This window comes from Dactylosporangium sp. CS-047395 (genome assembly GCF_050942185.1).
Classification (GTDB): Bacteria; Actinomycetota; Actinomycetes; order Mycobacteriales; family Micromonosporaceae; genus Dactylosporangium.
In genome coordinates this window covers 8762758-8780529 of the sequence record NZ_CP192015.1, presented here as the reverse complement: position 1 = coordinate 8780529, position 17772 = coordinate 8762758, and the positions used below count along the sequence as shown (strand labels likewise).

Below are 17772 nucleotides of genomic sequence, written 5' to 3'. Positions count from 1 at the left end.
CGGTCGGCCCGGCCGCGCCGACGATCGGCGATTAGATCAGCGCGATCCGCTGGAGAATCCGGAGAGCGGCCGGAAGGGGTCGTCCCACAGCAGGGCCAGCCCCTTGCCGGTGCCGATGGCCCGTTCCAGGCGCACCGAATCGGGCAGCCGGGCCGGCCCGTAGCGGTCGACGACCGGCTGCAGCGACCGCGGCTCCCGGGACCACAGCGCGACCGGCGAGCGCAGCACGCGCAGCCGCTCGGCCACGTCCGGACCGGTCAGCAGCGGGACCGCGACCCCGAGGAGGTGCCCCTCGCGGTCGAGCCGGCGCCACTGCTCCTCGTCCTCGCGTGGATCGGAGGCCGGCTGCGCGTGGGACAACCGCCGGATCACGACCGCGTGGGTCTTGGCCAGGGCGCTCAGCCACTCGTCGACCGGCTCCGTCAGCAGCTCGTCCGGGAGCGCGAACTCGATCGTCGGGCCGAAGCCGATGTCGGCCGCGCCGCGCGCCGCCCGGCCCACCATGCCGGCCAGTTCTTCGGGGCCGCAGTCCGGGGAGCTGGTGTACACCATGGGCCGCTCGGCCCCGCGCTGCAGCGACACCGACGCCCGGTACCGCCCCGGCCGAGCCGACGGCTGCAGCACCACGATCACGAACGAGCGGCGCGCCCGATCGGCCGCGGCGGACGCCTCGCACAGGTCGAACTGGGTGGCGAGCCGCTCGCCGGCCTCGGCCAGGACCCGATGGACGACCCGGTCCGAGGCGCCCGAACCGAGATGGGCCAGGCGATCGACGGCCCGCCAGACGTCGTCGTAGGTGACGACGCCGACCGGGAACGGCTCGGTGCCGGCGATCTCCACCAGCGCCCGCCGGGCCACCGCCGAGAAGGCTCCCGGCAGCAGGACGGTCCGCAGCCGTTCCTGGGCGGACTCGGAGATCGGCAGGGAGTCGACGTCGAGGTGCCGGGCGGCCTCGGCGAGCGGCAGCACCGGCTCGGGCGGCGGCGGTGGGCCGGGCCGGGGCCGGATTCCCGGAACCCGGTCGCCGCCGGGCATCCGGGCCAGGTTGCCCAGCAGCCGGGTCGCGGCGGCGCCGTCCGCCTCGTCGCCGGCCAGGCCCTCGCGGGCGAGGCCGACGATGACCTGGAAGCCGTCCGCCGGGTCGAGGCGGCGCTCGATGCGGGTGCCCATCGCCACGTACCAGTCGGCCGGCAGCCGGTGCTCGCGCGCGTGGTCGGCCGCGGCCGCGCGGAACGCCGCCAGCGCGGTGTCCGGGTCGGTGATCAGCCAGGCGCTGAGCTCCTGGGCGTGCTTGAACGGCGGGTTGGCCTGCCACTCGGGGTGCCGGGCGGTGTAGGCCAGCAGCAGCTCGGCGACGCGGGCCGGCCGCTGCGGGCCGAACCGGGACTTCAGCCCCGACTGCAGGAAGTCGCGCAGGCTCGGCTCGATGTCGAACAGGTCGTCGCCGAACGGGCGGCAGATCGGCGAGAGCAGGAAGTCGGCCTCGTCCTCATAGGACAGTCGCGCCTCGGGTGTGTCGAAGAAGTTGAGCCGCAGCAGGTGGATGAAGCCCGGATCGAACGCCACCGGTACCGCCGCGTGGTACGCCAGCTCGATCAGCCGGTCGGGGAACTCCTCGCGCAGCACGGCCACGCCGGAATCCATGGTCTGCAGCCGGTTCGGGCCCCTCACAGCGGGTACGCCACGGCCGGCGGGTGACCCCGCAACACCTCGACGGCGGCGTTCATGCCCTCCAGCGTCATCGGGAACATCGGCACGTACCGGCTGATCCGCCCGGCGTCGCTGGCCTCCCAGCGCCGCTCCGCCGCCGGGTTGAGCCAGACCAGCGGTCGGGCCAGCACCGCCAGCAGCTTGGCCAGCGCGATGGTGTCGTGCTGGCGGACGACGTCGAACCCGCCGCGGGCCGCGCCGGCGTCGCTGATGACGACGACCCCGGTGCCGGGCGCCTCGCGCTGCAGCACGGTGCGCAGGCTGAGCGGCCGGATGAGCTGCGGCTCGGCGTACACCCGCCCGTCCGCCAGCGGCGGGATCTCCTCCACCACGCGGTCGAGGTCCGGGCGGAACTCCGGGCCGAGGGTGGCGAGGGCGCCGCGGTCGACCCGGCCGGCGGGCAGGTCGTGGAAGTAGGCGGTGGTCATCCGGGCCAGGCCGCCGGCCAGCTCGATCGACGCGACGACGTGGTCGACGTAGTCGTGGTACGGCACCATCGAGCCGTTGCGGTCGACCAGCACCATGAGCGCGGCGGTGTTGCGCCGGGCCGGCATCAGCGCGGGCTGGACCTCCCAGCCGTAGAGCAGGTACCGCGCCGCCGTGGCCCGGATGTCCAGCTCCACCGGCGGCCCCTCGCGCTGGCGGCGGGCCAGGCGGCGCCAGGCCTGCGCGACCTGGCGCTGGGTCGTGGGGTACTCGGGGACGAGCAGCAGCGACTCGTCCTCGGCGGGCCGTGGCGGCAACGGCAGCCCGGCCACCCGGTGCACCTGGGCCGGGACCCGGGTCGCGGGCTCCTCCGGCGCGCGGTCCTCCGTCTCCGCTCGCGCTTCCGCCTCCGCTCGCGCGTCCGTGTCCGTGTCCGCGGGAGGATGCGGCGAGGGTGGACGTGGTGATGGCGGCGGAGCGGGCGGCAGGGTCCAGCGGGGCAGGCCCTCGATCCGGGCGAACACCGCGCGCACGACCGCCGCCTCGGCCTCCGACTTGGCCCACAGCGTCACGCACACGTCGCGCAGGTCCTCGTAGGAGCCCAGGCCGTAGCCGCCGCGCAGGCACGCCCGCAGCTCGCGCAGGTCGTCCACGCCGACCAGCACCTGGTGGTGGCGCAGCTGGGCGACCACCTCCAGCAGGAAGTCCGGGAGGCGGGCCGGCGCGGTCATGGCGAGACGGGTCCCTCGGCCGCGCCGCGCGGCTCGGGCACCGCGGGCCGGGGCCGCTCCAGCCGCTGCTGATCGGGGCGGAGCTTCACCAGCGCGCCCGCGTGCGGGACCACCAGCGCGCCGGGTTCGGGCGGCAGGCCACGCTTTTCGGTGTACCGCACCCAGTCCATCAGCTCGCTCACCCCGGGACTCTTCGCGAGGCGGCGCCGGCGCAGGTCCTCGACGAGCTCGATGCCGGCCTGCTGGATCTCCGGCGTGCCGACCTCGTGCAGCGCGAGGATCTCGGCCAGCTGCCCGGGCGAGGGGAACGCGATGTAGTGGTAGATGCAGCGGCGCAGGAAGGCGTCGGGCAGCGCCTTCTCCTCGTTGTGGGTGATGACGACGATCGGGCGCAGGCCGGGCCGGTCCAGCGCCGAGTGCGTGCCGCCGCCGAGCTCGGCCGGCACCGAGAAGGTCAGTTCGTCCAGCTCGCGCAGCAGGTCGTTGGGGTAGTCGAGGTCGGCCTTGTCGATCTCGTCGATCAGCACGACGGAGCGGCGGCCGAACTCCGCGCGCACGATCGCGGTGCCGAGCGGGCCCAGCGACAGGTAGGAGTCGGCGGGCTTCTTGTTCTCGAACCGCGCGTCGTTGAGCCGGCCCATCATGTCGTACGTGTAGAGCAGGTCCTGCCCGCGGCTGGTCGACTTGACGTGCGCCTCTTCCAGCGGCATCCCGAACGCGTAGGCGATCGCGTGGGCCAGCCGGGTCTTGCCGGAGCCGGGCTCACCCTGCACCAGCAGCGGCCGGCCGAGCCCGATGGCGATGTTCACCGCGTCCTCGAGCTCGCGGGAGGCGAGGTACGGCTCGCGGGTGCGCTCCGCCGTCTCGAACCGCTCCTCGGGCCGCCCGCCGGGGCGCTCGATCAGCCGCCGCTCCGGCTGCTCGGCGTGGCTGCGGTAGGTGATCGAGTCGTCGAACTCACGCGTGACCATGGCCGTCCCTCCCCGCGATCCATCGAGCGAACGCGGCCGGATCGTCCTGGGCCCGCGCGAGGCTGGGCCGGAGCCGGTCGATGGTGATGCGCACGTCGAGCTGCTCGCGCTGGCCGCGCAGCACCCACGCGATCCAGGCGTCGGCGGTCGCCCGGCTCAGCGCCAGGTTGGCCGCGGCCCGCCCGACCAGGTCTTTCACGTGGCCCGGGCGCATCGAGGGGCCCGCGATCCACGGGACCTCCGGCGGCAGCTCGACGGACCGGTCGGCCCGCAGGAACAACAGCATCAGGGGGTACCGGATGTGGGTCAGCCCGGCCCGCACGCCCACCCAGAACTTGGCGATCCGCTCGGCGTCGCTCTCCGCGATCAGCACCGGCAGCGCGATCCCGCCGTCCTCCAGCTCGAACGCGTAGTTGCACACCCGCTCGACCGGGCGATCGACCTCGGTGGACGTGGCGCCGAGGTTGATGGCCGGGCGGGTCTCGATCGAGTCGTGCGTCTCGGCGAGGAAGTCGCACATGGTCGCGCCGACGAGCTCCTCGTCGGTCGGGATCGCGAAGCCCTGGACCGTCGGCTCGGCGGTCACCGTCTCGAGCAGGTCGGCCCGCACGTCGGAGAGGTCGAAGTCGGTGATGCGCAGGAACGGCAGCCGGGCCGGCGCGGCCGCGGCCGGTTCCGGCGGTGGCGCGGCGGTGAGGCCGTTGTCGGCGGCGAACCGCTGCAGGTCCCGGTGGTTGGGCACCCGGGCGATGAGCCCGGCCGCGATCTCGCGCTGCCAGCCGGCGTCGCCCTGGTTGAACAGCGCGGTGAGCACCGTCAGCGCGCTGTCCGGCCGGGCGGAGAAGTCGTCGATCGCGACGTCCATCTCCAGCAGCGCCAGCTCGAGCCTCGTGCGATCGGGGTACGCGGCCGCCAGCCGCCTGATCAGCTCGGCCCGCAAAGGGCCGGACATGGCCTCGCTCTCGCTGAAGATGCCTGGCTCCTTCCCGGATTGCCAACCGCGTCAGGTAGCGCTGAGGATACGCGGCATGAGCAATCTGTCGTATTCGGCGGAACGGATGGCTGTCCGCGACGAGCAGTTGGCCGGGTGGACCGTTCGCGAGGTCGACGGCGACCTCCGGCTGAGCGGCCCGTGCCCCGCTTGTCGGCACGAGTCGGCCGGCACGGTGCCCCTTTCCGTCATCGCCTACGAGTCGCAGATCCGGCCCCGCAGCCGTACCGCCACGCTGGCCTGCCACTGCGGCCAGCGGCACAAGGACCGGCCCGAGGACGCCGACGACACCACCGGATGCGGCCGGAGCTGGGCGGTGCGGGCCGAGCTGGACGGGGCCGGCTACGTGCTGCGGGCCGCCGCCGATCCCGACCTCGTCGAGGCGGCCGACGCGCTGCGCCGGGCGGCGACCGGGGAGCTCGCCGCGCTGCGGACCGCGGGCGAGAAGTGGATCGCCGGCATCACCGCCGTCTACGGCCTGTTCGGCATCGCCGGCGCGGTGGGCGGCCGGGACGCGGTGGCCGCGCTGCCGGGCTGGGGCCGCCTGCTCGTCGGGCTCGCGGTGCTGGCCGCGGTGGCCGCCGCCGGGTCGGCGATCCTGCGGGCCTACCGGGTGGCCTACGGCTGGCCGGTCGCGCAGCCGGTGCGCGACGACGACGAGCTGCGCGACTGGTATTCCCGGCGGCGCCGCGAGCCCGCCGAGGCCGCGGCCCGCCTGCGCCGGGCGGTCTTCAGCGCGGTCGGCTCGCTCGGCCTGCTCGCCGTCGCGCTCGGGCTGCTGTGGTTCCTGCCGGCCCGCGCGCCGGCGACCGCCCCGGTGCAGGTGAACCGGGTCGACGGGGCGCGGTTGTGCGGCACCCTGCTGCCGGCCACCGCCCAGGAGCCGGTCCGGCTCCGGCGCGCCGACGACGGCAGCGTGGTCGTCGTTCCCCCGGCCCAGATCGCGAGCCTGTCCGCCGTCACGAAGTGCTGAGGATGTCGGCGTCCACGGGTTGCCCGCGCAGCGCGGTGCGGATCGCGGCGATCGGGACGGCCACGTTGAAGCGGGCCGGGCGGTCGTCGCGCCGCGGATCGCCGGCGACGTGGATGCCGACGAGCCGGCCCTGCGGGTCGAGGACCGGGCCGCCGGACGAGCCCGGCGCGGTGTTCATCGCGTGCCGCAGCCGGGTGCCGCTGCGGTTGGCGCCCAGCGACCGGCCGAACGAGCTCGTCAGCGGCTCCTGACCGGCGTGCTGCAGCAGGTACAACGACCCCGACTCGGGCAGCGGGTCCCGCCGGATCTCGGTGAACCAGCCGCGGCGCCGCTCCTCGCCGCCGCGGCCGATCAGTACGGTGTCACCCGGGCGTGCGCGGGTGCGCAGCACGGCCAGATCGGCCTGGCGCGGGTCGGGCTCGGCGGCCGGATCGTCGACGGTGTCCGCCAGACTGCTCGGCGACCGGGCGACCAGCCAGTCCTCGGCCAGCTCGAACAGCACGCCCGGCCGGTGCAGCTGGTCGACGACCTGGAAGTCGAACAGCAGCCGCAGCTCCTGCGGCCGCCGCCGGCCCTCGATCACCGGCGCGACGACGTGGTGGTTGGTCAGGCAGAGGTCGGGCCCGATGAGGAACCCGGTGCCGAGCGGCTCGACGTGCGCGCCGACCAGCTGGACGCGGCACACGCGCGAGCGCAGCGCGTCGAAGCCGGTGATGAACGCGTCGACGTCGACCCGCGGCTCGCCCTCGCGGACGGTTCGCTCCAGCGAGGTCGCCATCGCCGCCGGTACCGGCACCGGCTCGGCCGCCGTGGCCAGCCCGTGCTCCGCGGCCCAGGCGGCGAGGTCGCGGTGGCGGGGCCGCCCGGCGACCAGGATGGCGGCGATCTCGCGCTGCCACACGCCGTCGCCCTGGCCGAACAGCTCGGTCAGCACCGTGCGGGCCGGGTCGCGGGGCGTGGCGAAGTCGTCGATGTGCACGTTCGCCCGCAGCAGCGCGAGGGCGAGGTCGGTGCGGTTGCGGTACGCGGTCGCGAGCCGCTCGATCAGCTCGGCCAGCAGCGGGCCCGGCAGCTCGTCCACAGCCGCGATGGTAGATCAGCCGGGCGCGTCCCCGGTGCCACGTCGGAGGCATCCCGGTTTGCCGTTTTCGCGCATCGGGTACACGCGGGGTCACACCCGGAGGTGGTGCCGTGAAACAGCAGATGGTCGTGATCCACCTGGACGACGCTTCGCTCGTCTGGTTGTCCGGGGTCGTCGGCGCCTCGATCGCCCCGGCGCTCTACGACGTGCTGCGGGAGCTCGTCGAGCAGCAGCGCAAGCCCGTCATGGTGGACTGCACCGACGTCGTCGCGATCGACGACGGGGTCGTGTCGGTGCTGGCCGCGGCCAGTATGCAGGCGGCCCGGCGGGGCGGGATCGACCTGCGGCTGCCGCGCGGGCGCTGCCATCTCGTCAAGGACGCCAGCGCGGTCCGGCACGCCTTCAAGGCCGCCTATCCGGCCGCGGCCTGAGCCAAGAGGCGTACAGTCGTCGATATGGCTGACGTTGCGGTGGCCATCGGCCCCGGCAGCACCGCCGAGACGGTCTCGATCGCGCAGGGCGACCGGGTGGTGGTCCGCGTCGGCGAGACCCCGACGACCGGATACCGCTGGCAGTTCGACCTGCCCGGCGACCTGTTGAGCGTGGACGCCGACGAGTACCGGCCCGGCGGGGCGGCCCCGGGCGCCGCGGGGGAGCGGGTGGTCGCACTGCACGCCACCCGTCCCGGCCACGGCACCCTCACGCTGCGCCTGGCCCGCGCCTGGGAGGGCGAGCCGGCGCGGACGGTGCGGCTCGCGGTCACCGTCCGCGGCGACTGACCGGTCACAACGGCGAATACCGGTCACCACAGGTAGATCTCGTAGACCATGCCGTCGGCCTCCTCGCGGAAGGTGATCGGCCGCTGGGTCTGCCGGGCCTGCGCGGCCAGCGTGACGAGGGCGGTGAACGCCCAGTCCCGCCCGTTGTAGAGCTTGCGCCAGCCCAGGTCCTTCACGTGCATCCAGGCGTTGCGCGGCTCGGAGATGGACCAGGTCGCGGTCACCGTCTGGTTGCTGCGCCAGGTCGCCGTCACCGCGTCGGCCGCGATCGTCTGCGCTCCGGCCACCGTCGGCGGGAGCAGCGTCGGGCGGGCGGTCTCGATCGCCGGCGGGGCCTGGGTCTTGGCCGCCACCTCGGCGGCGGAGAAGGCCTTCGGCTCGGTGAAGCCCTTCTGCTCCACGGTGATCGCGCCGCTCTTCGGCGGGGTCCGGCTGGGGCCCTCGCCCGTGATGGGCTCGCTGCTGGTGGTCATCGATGCTCCTCCTTCGCTCACCAGGCGTAGATCTGCTGGATGGCCCCGGCGTCCTCGAACAGGCCGACCGGCTGCCGCAGGGCCTTGGAGGCGGAGAGCTCCAGGAGCATCGCCTCGTCGGTGACGGCGGTGTTGCCGTCGAGCATGAGCCAGCCGCGGTTGGCCCCGTAGGCCCAGACGTTGGCGTCGTACTCGTTGCTCCACAGCCCCAGGATCAGCTGGTCGGGCAGCCAGGCGCGGACGTTCACGCCCTCGATGCCGACGGTCTGGTAGCCCTCGATGCGGCACTCGCCGTACGCGATGCGGAAGAAGCCGCCCGCACCCCAGCCGTTGCCCCAGCTGTTCTTGGCGATCCAGCAGCCCTGCGCATCGTCGTACCCGACGAGGCAGACGCAGTGCCCGCCGGCGTAGGAGCCGGTCAGGTGCCGGTACACGCCGCCGCCGTAGCTGAAGAAGTCCTGGTACACGTCGAAGCAGGCGCCGATCGAGCCGTACGTGGAGATGTATCGCTTCATCTCGGCGGCGTTGTTGTTGAGCAGCTTCCAGGCCGTGATCTTGGCGAGCCGGTTGGGCCAGTCCGAGTTGAGCCGGCTGCTGTCCTGGTCGCCCGGGGTGTAGGGGAAGTAGTCCTCGAAGGTCACCCCGATGTCGCGGGACGCGTTGCAGGCCTGGTCCGGCCACCAGCCGCTGGAACAGGTGGCGCCGGCGTTGCGGCCGTGCGTGTAGTACAGGTGCGCCTCGGACAGGTCGATCGCCAGGCCCGAGGTGCCGGTCGTGAACCGGCGGACGTGCTCCATCGCGGCCACGGTGGCGAACGAGACGCACGAGCCGCAGGAGAGCTGGTCCTTGACCGGCGTCGTGAAGTCGACGCCGCTCACGTTGCGCAGGTCGAACGTGGCCGGCGCGCCGACGGACTCGGCGACCGCCGAGCGCACCATCGCCGCGCGTTCGTCCTTGCCCTCCTCGAGGTGGTCGACGTCGAGGCCCGGCGTGGGCGGCACTCCGAGACGCCGGACGCGCTCCGCCTCGGTGAGCGCGGTCATCGACGTGTAGGAGATCCGCCACGGTTCGCCGGACTGGTCGAGCACGGCGCGGAGGTGGTTGAGGTCGAGGGATTCGTTGACGGGCATCGGCTTTCCCCCCATCCGGGTCGTCATTGACCTCCCGAACCATCCTCGTGGCGGAATGTCAAGTCAACGCCACGCTCCGCGATCATCGGGGGCGGATCTGGCACGCCAAGGTGCGGCCCGGATGTATCAGGGCAAGCAACAGGGACGATGCCTGACCTGCGGAAACTGATCGACGAGGGTGCGCACCGGGCGGTACCGGAGAATCGGCTCTTCGGGGGAACTCACACGGGTGACGGCTCGTGCGTGTGCAGGAGATCGGTCAGCTCGGCCACGTGGGCGGCGACGTCGGTCAGGTGGGCGTTGTGGCCGAAGGAGCGGGGCCGCGGGATGTCCACGGTGATGACCCGCTGGACGCGGCCGGGGCGGTTGCTCAGCACCGCGACGCGGTCGGCCAGCAGCACCGCCTCCTGGATCGAGTGGGTCACGAAGATCGTGGTCGGGCGCAGCTCCATGTGCACCTCCTGCAGCTGCCCGGCGAGCTCCTCGCGGGTCAGCGCGTCGAGGGCCGAGAACGGCTCGTCCATGAGCAGCACGCTCGGGCGCTGGATGAGGGCCCGGCACAACGCGACCCGCTGCTGCATGCCGCCGGACAGCTCGTGCGGCAGCCGGCGGTGGAAGCCGGCCAGGCCGACCGCGTCGAGCTGGGCGCGGGCCCGGTCCCGGTCGGGCTCGCGGACCCGGCCGCGGATCTCCAGCGGCAGCAGCACGTTGGCGAGCACCGAGCGCCACGGCAGCAGGGCCGGGCGCTGGAACATGAGGGCCACGTCGGGCCGCGGGCCGGTGACCGGCGCGCCGCCGATGGCGACCCGGCCCGCGCTCGGGCGCAGCAGCCCGGCCACGAGCCGCAGCAGGGTCGACTTGCCGCAGCCGGACCGCCCGATGACGGCCAGGAACTCGCCGGGCGCCGCGCTCAGGTCGATCGCCCGCAACGCCTCCACGTCGCCGGACCGGGTCCGGAACGTTCGCGACACCCCGGCGAGCTCGATCATGCGGTACCTCCGAAGCCCTAGGCGGTGATCGCCCGCGCCCAGGGCAGCAGCAGCCGCTCCAGGCCCACGACGAGGTAGAACAGCACGATGCTCAGGATCGCCAGCAGCGTGATCGCGGCGAACGCGAGCGGGGTGTCCAGCGAGCTGCCGGACAGCACGACGACGGCCCCGAGCCCGCCGTTGGGGCTGCTGATCTCGGCCACCACCGCGCCGATCACCGCGAGGGAGATGCCGAGCTTCAGCCCGACGAACACCTGCGGCAGGGCCCAGGGCAGGCGGACCTTGAGGTACGCCTGCCACCAGGACGCGGAGAGCGAGGTCGCGAGCTCGCCGAGGTCGGCCGGGGTGGACGACAGCCCGGCGGCGGCCGACACCACGATCGGGAAGAAGCTGATCAGCACGATCATCACGATCTTCGGGGCCGGGCCGTAGCCGAGCCACACGATCAGCAGCGGCGCGAGCGCCACCTTGGGGATCGAGTTGAGCGCGACGAGCAGTGGCAGCGTGGCCCGCTCGACGGTGCTGGACATGGTCAGCAGCATCGCGATGAGCAGCCCGGCGGCCAGCGCGATCAGGAACCCCACCACCGTCTCCTGCAGCGTCGCCCAGGCCTCGGTGAGCAGGTACTCCGGCTGGGCCCGGAACGACGCCACCACGTCCGGGGGCGAGGGCAGGAAGAACGAGCGGATGCCGAACACCGCGGTCGCGCCCCACCACAGGCCGACCGCGACCGCTGCCCCGGCGAGGGGCAGGGCCGGGCCGGTCCACCGGGGCGCGGCGCGCTGTTCAGGCATGGCGGCCGATGGTGGAGTACATGAAGTGGCTGCGCACGACGAGGCGAGGGTCGCGCACAGCGGAGTACAACCGCTGGATCTTCTCCTCGGTGAACCCGGCCGCGATGAAGTCGTCGCGCAGCTGGGCCACGTTGACCGCGAGCAGGACGGCGCCGGGGCTGCCGCCGGGCCAGGAGGCGGCGTTGACCTCGGTTTCGACGTCGACCAGCCCGTGCGCCAGCATCGTCGCGTGCACCCGCGCGGCCCAGGTCGGGTCGTTGCCGCGGGCCGGCAGCACCCGGTCGACGAGGGTGTCGCGGTACTCCTCGATCAGCGCCGCCGTCGCCTCGTCCGGCGCGGCCAGGCACAGCCGGCCGAACTCGGTGGCCCAGTCCTCGATCACCAGCGCGCCGCCGGGGGCCAGCGCGGCCACCAGCCGGGCGACGATCTCCTCGCGCTGCGGGATGTGCAGCAGGACCAGCCGGGCGTGGATGACGTCCCACGGCCCGTCCGGCACCGGCTCCGTCACCAGGTCGTGGCGCAGCACCCGGAACCCGGCGTCGAGCGGCACGTGGCGCACGTTGAGGTCGGTGGCGAGCACGTCGCCGCCCGGCCCCGCGAGCTCGGCCAGTCGGCGGGCGACGCTGCCGCCGCCCGCACCCACCTCCAGGCAGCGCTTGCCGGTGAGGTCGCCGAGCGCGCCGAGCCGCGCGAACGTGAACGGGTCGAGGATGTCCGAGAGGTGGCTGTGCCGGCCGACGGACTCCGGGTCGTCGTTGTCGAAGGAGTACCGCGACGGCCCGGGTCCGGTGGGTGTGGTCGTCGATGTGGTCACGGTCAGGCCTTCGGGGTGAGCGAGAAGTCCACGACCGAGTCCGGGGTCAGCCCGGCCGGGATGAGCTCGGACGCCTGCAGCGTGGCGATGGCCCGGGCGACCCGCTCCTGCTCCATCACGCCCAGGCCGCTGCCGGAGGTGACGTACGGCTTCATCAGCGTGATCTCCCCGACGGCGGCGGTGACGTCGGCCGCCGGCTGGGCCTTCTTGAGGATCTGCGCGGCCTCGTCCGGGTGGTCGATCGTGTACTGCAGGCCCTTGAGCGCGGCGTCGCGGAACCGCTTGGCGAGCTCCGGGTTCTCCTTGGCGATCTTCGCGGTGGTGATGAGGCCGTTGCCGTACAGGTCGCCGAGGTACTTGCTGTAGGGCAGGACGACGGTCTTCTTGCCGCCGGCCGCCTTCTCGATGCCCTTGACGCCGATCAGGAACGTGCTCAGCGCCTGCACCTGCCCGCCGGCCAGCAGCGCCGGGAGCTGGGCGGGCTGCGCGTTGACCCACTGGATCTTGGTGGCGTCGATGCCGGCCAGCTTGGCGTAGCCCGGGAATAGCAGCTGGTTCACCGAGCCGGTGGCCGCGCCGAGCTTCTTGCCCTCCAGGTCCTTGGGCGCGCTGATGCCGGAGCCGTCCAGCGCGACGATCGACACGAGCGTCTGCTGGTGGATCGCGGCGATGGTGCGGAAGTCCTTGTACTCGCCCTTGCCCGCGAGAATCCACGCCCCGATGAGGTCGAGCTGGGCGAACTGGGCCTGCCCGGACGCGAGGCCCTTGAGGTTCTCGCCGGTGGCCGCGCCGAGCTGGATCGTGACGTCGATCCCGGCCTCCTTGAAGTACCCCTTCTCCTGGGCCACGAAGGCGAACGCGTCGCGGCCGACCGCGCCGAATGCCGTGAGATACGTGACCTTGTCCAGCGCCTTCTCGCCGCCGGCCGCCGCGGACTCCGGTTCGGAATCCGACGAGCACCCGGCCGCGCCGATCAAGAAAACGGTAAGTGCCGAAACGAGGAATGCGCGGTACCGTCGCACTGCCTGACCCCCAAATCAGTTGTTGAAAGCTGGTCTAGCCGAGCAGCCGCCACCGGCCGCCGCGCGCCTCGAGCATCGCCAGGGATTGCGGTGTGAGGCCGGAATGATTGTCGGGTGTAAATCGAATGGAGCCACTCAGGCCATCCACCTGTACGGTTTCCAGCCGGGCCCGCAGGGTCGCGCCGTCGATCGAGCCGGACTGGGCGACCGCATTCGCGATGAGCTGCAGGGCGTCCGCCGCGAACGAGGCGTGCCCGTGATAGGTGCCGTAGCGCGACGTGTAGTCCTGGAACCACTGCCGCCGCGCCGCCTTCGCGGGCGTCGTGGCGATCACGTCGTCGATGGCCAGCGTCGGGGTGAACACCAGCGCGGTGGCGTCGGCGCCGAACTGCTCGCCGAGGAAGAGCTCGCCCGCCGCGACCGCGTCGAGGTACACCTGGCCGTGGTAGCCGGCCGCCCGGACCGCCCCGACCGCGAGCGCCGCCTGGGCCGGGTACCCGTAGATCACCACCGCGTCCGGGCCGCCGGTCAGCGCCGCCCGGGCCGCCTTGCTCAGGTCGGCCTCGCCCGGCGCGTACTGCCCGCGGCCCACCACCTTCGCCCCGATCTTGCCGGCCTCGCGGGCCAGGGCGTCGGCGCCGTGTTTGCCGTACGCGTCGTCGGCCGCGAGCAGCCCGACCTTGCGCTGCCCGGCCCGGCCCAGCTCGCCGACCAGCACGGACGCGTCGTCGTCGGCGCCCGGGCCGAGCCGGAAGACGTAGCGGCGCTCGGCCGGCGGCGCGGTGACGTCGGCGACCGGCGTGAGCGCGATCGCCGGCACCTTCCGCTCGTCGATCACCTTGGCCGCCCCGCTCGCGCAGTCGGCACAGGTCCCGGTGATGATCGCGGTCACCGCCGGGTCCGCCGCGAAGGCGGTGATCTGGGTCAGCGCGGTCGCCGGGTCGCCCCGGTTGTCCTGCACCCGCACGCTGAGCTTCCGCCCGCCGAGCAGCCCGCTCGCGTTGATCTGCTCGGCGCGCAGTTCGAGGGCCCGTTGATAGGCGACACCGATGTCGGATGCCCCGCCGGAAAGTTCCAAACTGGCCGCCACGAGGATGTCCGGGCGGTCGTTGGCATTCGCTACCGTGCATGCACCCAGGGCCAATGCCGGCACCGCCGTCATCGCCGCGAGAAAGCGCCGGCGTCGCAAGTCGATTCCCCTCGATCGATTTGGCGGTGCATTCGGATGCACACCTTGCCAAGTCGTACGAGGGGGGTCAAGAGGGTCTTTAATACGCGCCGCGGTTGCGATTACCTACGCGCCGCGAATTGATCTACTCAGTGGCACCGAGAGGGTTCCATGGTGCTGCTTTTCGTGGTGAAATGCCGTGTCCTGCGCCTCGGATCCGCCGGGATCAACCTGCCCGACCGTCGCATCCGCCGGGACGTCCCAGGCGACGGTCATTGTCGACCCCAGAGCACGCGGAGGCATTTGCGCATGCCCGCATCGAAGAGGCCGGCCGGCGGCGGGTGGCGGTTTCGCGCGCCCCGGCTGGCCAATGCCCGCATCCGCGCCAAGCTCGGCCTGATCCTGCTCGTCCCGCTGCTGGCCATCGTCACGCTGGCCGCGCTGCGCCTGCACGACGCGAGCGCCCGGGCCGGCGACGCGGACGCGGTCGGCGCGCTGACCCGGCTCTCGGCCGACGTCTCCGCGCTCGCCCAGGAGGTGCACCTGGAGCGGATGGCCGCCGCCGCGCTGCTGGCCTCGCCCGACGCCAAGGCCGAGGCGTACAACCGGCAGATCGTGCGGACCGACGCCGCGGTCGTCGGCTACGTCAAGCGCCGCGACTCCCTCGGCGGCGTCCCGGCCGGGGTGCGGGACCGGTTGCACCGCATCGACGACCAGCTCGACGTGCTCGCGGCGATCCGCAAGGACGTCGGCGGCCGGCAGGGCGTCTCGGTGGCCGAGGTGCTGCTGCGCTACGGCGTCGTCGCCGACGACCTGGTCTCGTACCGCGAGGCCGTGGCCCAGGTCCGCACCGACCAGACGCTGGCCGACGAGCTGCGCGCGGCCGCGGCGTTCTCCAAGGCCAAGGCGCTCGTCTCGGAGCAGGAGGCGGTCAGCTTCGCCGCGCTGAAGACCGGCTCGCTCGACGCCCATCAGCTCGCCGCGCTGCTGGCCACGCTCACCGGCCAGCAGGAGGCGTTCGTCGCGTTCTCGCTGTCGGCCAGCGTGCCCCAGCGCCGCATCGTCGAGGCGGCCATCGCCGGCGACGCGACCCAGATGGCCGACGACCTGACCAGCACCCTGCAGCGCACGGTCGGCCAACCGGCCACTGTGGACGCCGAAGACGCCGTGGCCGTCTTCGGTGCCGTCAACGACCTGATGCGCTGGACCGAGGCCCGCCTCGACGAGCAGCTGGTCGGGGACGCGGCGGCGATCGGCAGCGGGGTGCGCCGGCAGGTCGTGGTGGAGTCCGTCGTGCTCTTCGCGGTGCTGGCCCTGGTGGCCGGCCTGGCCGTGGTCACCGCCCGCTCGATGGTCCGCTCGCTGCGCCGGCTGCGGCTGACCGCGCTCGGCGTGGCCGAGCACGACCTGCCCGAGCTGGTGCTGCGGCTGCGCGACGCCCGGACCATGGACGAGCGGTCCCCGCAGGAGATCGCCGACCAGGTCCGCGGCCCGGCCGGGTTCGACAGCCGCGACGAGATCGGCGAGGTGGTGCGCGCGTTCGACACCGTGCACCGCGAGGCGGTCCGGGTCGCGGCCGAGCAGGCGGTGCTGCGCAACAGCGTCTCGGCGATGTTCCTCAGCCTGGCCCGGCGCAGCCAGACCCTGGTCGACCGGATGATCGGCCAGCTCGACCGGATCGAGCGCGGCGAGGAGGACCCCAAGCGGCTGGCCCAGCTCTTCCAGCTCGACCACCTCGCCACCCGGATGCGCCGCAACGACGAGAACGTGCTGGTGCTGGCCGGGGCCGACACCGCGCCGCCGCGCCGGCAGGACGCCCCGCTGGTGGACGCGATCCGGGCGGCGCAGTCGGAGATCGAGCTGTACGAGCGGGTCGAGTTCGCCGAGGTCGACGGCGGGGTGTTCGTCGCGGCGCCGGCGGTCAACGACGTGGTGCGGCTGCTCGCCGAGCTGCTCGACAACGCGACGCGGTTCTCGCCGCCGCACGCGCCGGTCCTGGTGTCGGGGCTGCGGCTGGGCGACCGCACGATGGTGCGGATCGAGGACCGGGGGATCGGGATCGCGCCCGAGTCGCTGCCGGGGTTCAACCGGCGGCTGGCCGAGCCCGCACCGGTCGACGCGGGCGCGTTCCGGCTCATGGGCATCGCGGTGGTCGGCCGACTCGCGGCCCGCCACCAGATCGTCGTGCGGCTTTCGGAGAACCCCGGCGGCGGTACCGTCGCCGAGGTCATGCTCCCCGCCGGCGCGCTGGTCATGCGGCCCGAGGAGCGCCGGCCTGCCCTGCCGCAGCGGCCCCGGGCCGAGCCCCCGGCGCCGGCCCCGGCGGCGGACGACACCATGGAACTGCCGATCTTCCGGTCGGTCGAGGAGACCTGGTTCCACGAGCGCGGGCACAGCGTGCTGGCCGGGCCGGCGCCGGCACCCCGACCCGCGAACGGCAACCCCGGGATGTGGCGGACCAGGGCCGATGCCGGGTGGCGCGCCGCGGCGGCCGCGCAGGAGCCGCGCATCGAGGCGCGCACCGATTCCGGCCTGCCCGTCCGCTCGCCGCAGGCCCAGCTCGTGCCGGGCGGCGTGCCGGAGCGGCCGGCCAAGCTCAAGCGCCCGAGCGCGGAGGAGCTGCGGGGGCTTTTGTCGTCGTACCAACGGGGAGTCCAGCGCGGACGCCAGGCCGGCGGCGCCGTGCCCGGCCCCGCCCAGGCAACGGAGGAGAAGCGCGGATGACGGGTCCGGGGGCACTGGAGAGCCTGAGCTGGCTGCTGGACAGCTTCGCCCGGCCGCTGGAGGGGGTGGCGCACGTCATCGCCGTCTCGTCCGACGGGCTGCTGCTGGCGGCCACCGGGGACCTGCCGCCGGACCGGGCCGAGCAGCTCGCGTCGATCACGGCCGGGCTGGTCAGCCTCACCGACGGGGCCGCGCGGCACTTCGAGGGCGGGCGGGTGCAGCAGACGATCGTGCACATGGAGGCCGGGTACCTGATCCTCATGGCGATCAGCGACGGCTCCTCACTGGTGGTGCTGGCCGCGCGGGCGTGCGATGTGGGGCACGTCGGGTACGAGATGGCGTTGCTGGTCGAAAGGGTCGGCAAGTCGCTGGTCGCTCCGCCGCGCGAGAGCGTCGTCGGTTAGCGGGCGACGGCGGGGGAGGGCGGCATGGTGCACGGCGAGGAGGATCCGCGGGGGGCGCTCGTGCGTCCCTACGCGGTGACCCGCGGCCGGACGGAGCCCACGCACGAGATCGCGATCGAGGCCCTGATGCTGACCATGCGGATGGGGATCGAGGCGAGCCGGTACGCCGGGCGGGACCAGCTGCTCATCGCGAACCTCTGCACCGACCGCCCGCAGTCGCTGGCCGAGATCGCGGCGAGCCTGCGCGTGCCGCTCGGGGTGGCCCGGGTCCTCGTCGCCGACATGATCACCGCGGGCATCCTGACCCTGCACGAGCCGGTCGAGGCCGAGGACAGCCTCCTGGAGCGCGTGCTGATCGGCCTGCGCAACCTCTGAGCCGCTGAGCCTCTGACCAGGGCGCCTATCACCGCGCTACGGCCGTGGTAGGCCGATCGAAGCGTTTTCGCAGCGGCGCGGCCCACGATGGTGGTCGTCCGATCGGAGGAGGTGACGGGGATGAAGATCGAAATCCGCACGGTGGAGTCGGTGAAGTCGACCGGGAACTCGCACTGCTGATCTGACGGGAGCGGCCGTCCGGGGGCTTCCGGGCGGC

General features: G+C 73.4%; 18 protein-coding genes. 6 read left to right on the top strand and 12 right to left on the bottom strand.

All coding sequences use genetic code 11. The annotated features are described in order from the left end of the window. Positions 1-36: 36 nt before the first annotated feature. From ACQP00_RS40970 to ACQP00_RS40955, 4 genes are read right to left on the bottom strand one after another with little or no spacing between them, the layout of a single operon-like run. Positions 37-1671 carry a hypothetical protein gene (locus ACQP00_RS40970; RefSeq protein WP_433207231.1) on the bottom strand — a complete coding sequence of 545 codons (1635 nt, stop codon included), beginning with the start codon at positions 1669-1671 and terminating at the stop codon, positions 37-39. Then, positions 1668-2867 (bottom strand): VWA domain-containing protein, encoded by a 1200-nt coding sequence (locus ACQP00_RS40965; protein ID WP_433207228.1) that lies wholly within the window; start codon positions 2865-2867, stop codon positions 1668-1670. The genes ACQP00_RS40970 and ACQP00_RS40965 overlap by 4 nt, the downstream gene beginning before the upstream one ends. Then, positions 2864-3838 carry an AAA family ATPase gene (locus tag ACQP00_RS40960; protein ID WP_433207225.1) on the bottom strand — a complete coding sequence of 325 codons (975 nt, stop codon included), beginning with the start codon at positions 3836-3838 and terminating at the stop codon, positions 2864-2866. The genes ACQP00_RS40965 and ACQP00_RS40960 overlap by 4 nt, the downstream gene beginning before the upstream one ends. Further along, positions 3825-4790, bottom strand: a complete 966-nt coding sequence (locus tag ACQP00_RS40955) for an effector-associated domain EAD1-containing protein (RefSeq protein WP_433207222.1) — start codon at positions 4788-4790, stop codon at positions 3825-3827. The genes ACQP00_RS40960 and ACQP00_RS40955 overlap by 14 nt, the downstream gene beginning before the upstream one ends. A gap of 76 nt (positions 4791-4866) precedes the next feature. Here ACQP00_RS40955 and ACQP00_RS40950 point away from each other — a divergent pair, with 76 nt between their 5' ends. Then, a complete protein-coding gene (locus ACQP00_RS40950) occupies positions 4867-5802 on the top strand; it encodes a hypothetical protein (RefSeq protein WP_433207219.1) in 936 nt (311 codons plus the stop codon). Here the strand turns inward: ACQP00_RS40950 and ACQP00_RS40945 are convergent. Further along, positions 5789-6883 (bottom strand): trypsin-like peptidase domain-containing protein, encoded by a 1095-nt coding sequence (locus tag ACQP00_RS40945; RefSeq protein ID WP_433207216.1) that lies wholly within the window; start codon positions 6881-6883, stop codon positions 5789-5791. The genes ACQP00_RS40950 and ACQP00_RS40945 overlap by 14 nt on opposite strands. Positions 6884-6993: 110 nt before the next feature. On the opposite strand from ACQP00_RS40945, the gene ACQP00_RS40940 reads away from it, so the two are divergent. Both ACQP00_RS40940 and ACQP00_RS40935 read left to right on the top strand, forming a co-directional pair. Next, positions 6994-7314 carry an STAS domain-containing protein gene (locus tag ACQP00_RS40940; protein ID WP_433207213.1) on the top strand — a complete coding sequence of 107 codons (321 nt, stop codon included), beginning with the start codon at positions 6994-6996 and terminating at the stop codon, positions 7312-7314. 24 nt (positions 7315-7338) lie between these two features. Then, positions 7339-7662, top strand: a complete 324-nt coding sequence (locus ACQP00_RS40935) for a protease inhibitor I42 family protein (protein WP_433207210.1) — start codon at positions 7339-7341, stop codon at positions 7660-7662. A gap of 23 nt (positions 7663-7685) precedes the next feature. Here ACQP00_RS40935 and ACQP00_RS40930 read toward each other — a convergent pair whose 3' ends face one another. The 7 genes from ACQP00_RS40930 to ACQP00_RS40900 all read right to left on the bottom strand — a co-directional run bounded on the left by ACQP00_RS40930 (position 7686) and on the right by ACQP00_RS40900 (position 14046). Further along, the gene (locus ACQP00_RS40930; RefSeq protein ID WP_433207207.1) at positions 7686-8135 is read right to left on the bottom strand and encodes a hypothetical protein; all 450 of its coding nucleotides are present in this window, start codon (positions 8133-8135) and stop codon (positions 7686-7688) included. A 17-nt stretch (positions 8136-8152) separates the two neighbouring features. Beyond that, entirely contained in the window at positions 8153-9265 is a 1113-nt protein-coding gene (locus ACQP00_RS40925) for a C1 family peptidase (RefSeq protein ID WP_433207205.1), read from the bottom strand. 221 nt (positions 9266-9486) lie between these two features. Continuing rightward, entirely contained in the window at positions 9487-10254 is a 768-nt protein-coding gene (locus ACQP00_RS40920; protein ID WP_433207202.1) for an ABC transporter ATP-binding protein, read from the bottom strand. Between the two features lie 17 nt (positions 10255-10271). Then, a complete protein-coding gene (locus ACQP00_RS40915; protein ID WP_433207200.1) occupies positions 10272-11048 on the bottom strand; it encodes an ABC transporter permease in 777 nt (258 codons plus the stop codon). Then, positions 11041-11862, bottom strand: coding sequence for a class I SAM-dependent methyltransferase (locus tag ACQP00_RS40910; RefSeq protein ID WP_433207197.1), 822 nt, complete (start codon positions 11860-11862; stop codon positions 11041-11043). Before ACQP00_RS40910 ends, ACQP00_RS40915 begins: the two co-directional genes overlap by 8 nt. A 2-nt stretch (positions 11863-11864) precedes the next feature. Next, the gene (locus ACQP00_RS40905) at positions 11865-12839 is read right to left on the bottom strand and encodes an ABC transporter substrate-binding protein (protein ID WP_433207194.1); all 975 of its coding nucleotides are present in this window, start codon (positions 12837-12839) and stop codon (positions 11865-11867) included. 79 nt (positions 12840-12918) lie between these two features. Continuing rightward, entirely contained in the window at positions 12919-14046 is a 1128-nt protein-coding gene (locus ACQP00_RS40900) for an ABC transporter substrate-binding protein (protein ID WP_433224156.1), read from the bottom strand. A 315-nt stretch (positions 14047-14361) separates the two neighbouring features. Between ACQP00_RS40900 and ACQP00_RS40895 the strand changes: the two genes are divergently transcribed. From ACQP00_RS40895 to ACQP00_RS40885, 3 genes are read left to right on the top strand one after another with little or no spacing between them, the layout of a single operon-like run. Further along, positions 14362-16776: a sensor histidine kinase gene (locus ACQP00_RS40895; protein ID WP_433207191.1), complete on the top strand. Its 2415-nt coding sequence runs from the start codon at positions 14362-14364 to the stop codon at positions 16774-16776. Next, a complete protein-coding gene (locus ACQP00_RS40890) occupies positions 16773-17180 on the top strand; it encodes a roadblock/LC7 domain-containing protein (protein ID WP_433207188.1) in 408 nt (135 codons plus the stop codon). Before ACQP00_RS40895 ends, ACQP00_RS40890 begins: the two co-directional genes overlap by 4 nt. A gap of 24 nt (positions 17181-17204) precedes the next feature. After that, complete coding sequence (locus ACQP00_RS40885; RefSeq protein WP_433207185.1) at positions 17205-17555, top strand: DUF742 domain-containing protein; 351 nt, start codon at positions 17205-17207, stop codon at positions 17553-17555. Positions 17556-17772 lie beyond the last annotated feature (217 nt).

Excerpts from the sequence above, each read along its gene's own strand:
- ACQP00_RS40935 (WP_433207210.1), top strand. The coding sequence starts at position 7,339 with ATGGCTGACGTTGCGGTGGCCATCGGCCCCGGCAGCACCGCCGAGACG.
- ACQP00_RS40925 (WP_433207205.1), bottom strand. The coding sequence starts at position 9,265 with ATGCCCGTCAACGAATCCCTCGACCTCAACCACCTCCGCGCCGTGCTC.
- ACQP00_RS40960 (WP_433207225.1), bottom strand. The coding sequence starts at position 3,838 with ATGGTCACGCGTGAGTTCGACGACTCGATCACCTACCGCAGCCACGCC.
- ACQP00_RS40890 (WP_433207188.1), top strand. The coding sequence starts at position 16,773 with ATGACGGGTCCGGGGGCACTGGAGAGCCTGAGCTGGCTGCTGGACAGC.
- ACQP00_RS40920 (WP_433207202.1), bottom strand. The coding sequence starts at position 10,254 with ATGATCGAGCTCGCCGGGGTGTCGCGAACGTTCCGGACCCGGTCCGGC.
- ACQP00_RS40955 (WP_433207222.1), bottom strand. The coding sequence starts at position 4,790 with ATGTCCGGCCCTTTGCGGGCCGAGCTGATCAGGCGGCTGGCGGCCGCG.
- ACQP00_RS40950 (WP_433207219.1), top strand. The coding sequence starts at position 4,867 with ATGAGCAATCTGTCGTATTCGGCGGAACGGATGGCTGTCCGCGACGAG.
- ACQP00_RS40900 (WP_433224156.1), bottom strand. The coding sequence starts at position 14,046 with ATGACGGCGGTGCCGGCATTGGCCCTGGGTGCATGCACGGTAGCGAAT.
- ACQP00_RS40915 (WP_433207200.1), bottom strand. The coding sequence starts at position 11,048 with ATGCCTGAACAGCGCGCCGCGCCCCGGTGGACCGGCCCGGCCCTGCCC.
- ACQP00_RS40895 (WP_433207191.1), top strand. The coding sequence starts at position 14,362 with ATGCCCGCATCGAAGAGGCCGGCCGGCGGCGGGTGGCGGTTTCGCGCG.
- ACQP00_RS40965 (WP_433207228.1), bottom strand. The coding sequence starts at position 2,867 with ATGACCGCGCCGGCCCGCCTCCCGGACTTCCTGCTGGAGGTGGTCGCC.
- ACQP00_RS40885 (WP_433207185.1), top strand. The coding sequence starts at position 17,205 with ATGGTGCACGGCGAGGAGGATCCGCGGGGGGCGCTCGTGCGTCCCTAC.
- ACQP00_RS40930 (WP_433207207.1), bottom strand. The coding sequence starts at position 8,135 with ATGACCACCAGCAGCGAGCCCATCACGGGCGAGGGCCCCAGCCGGACC.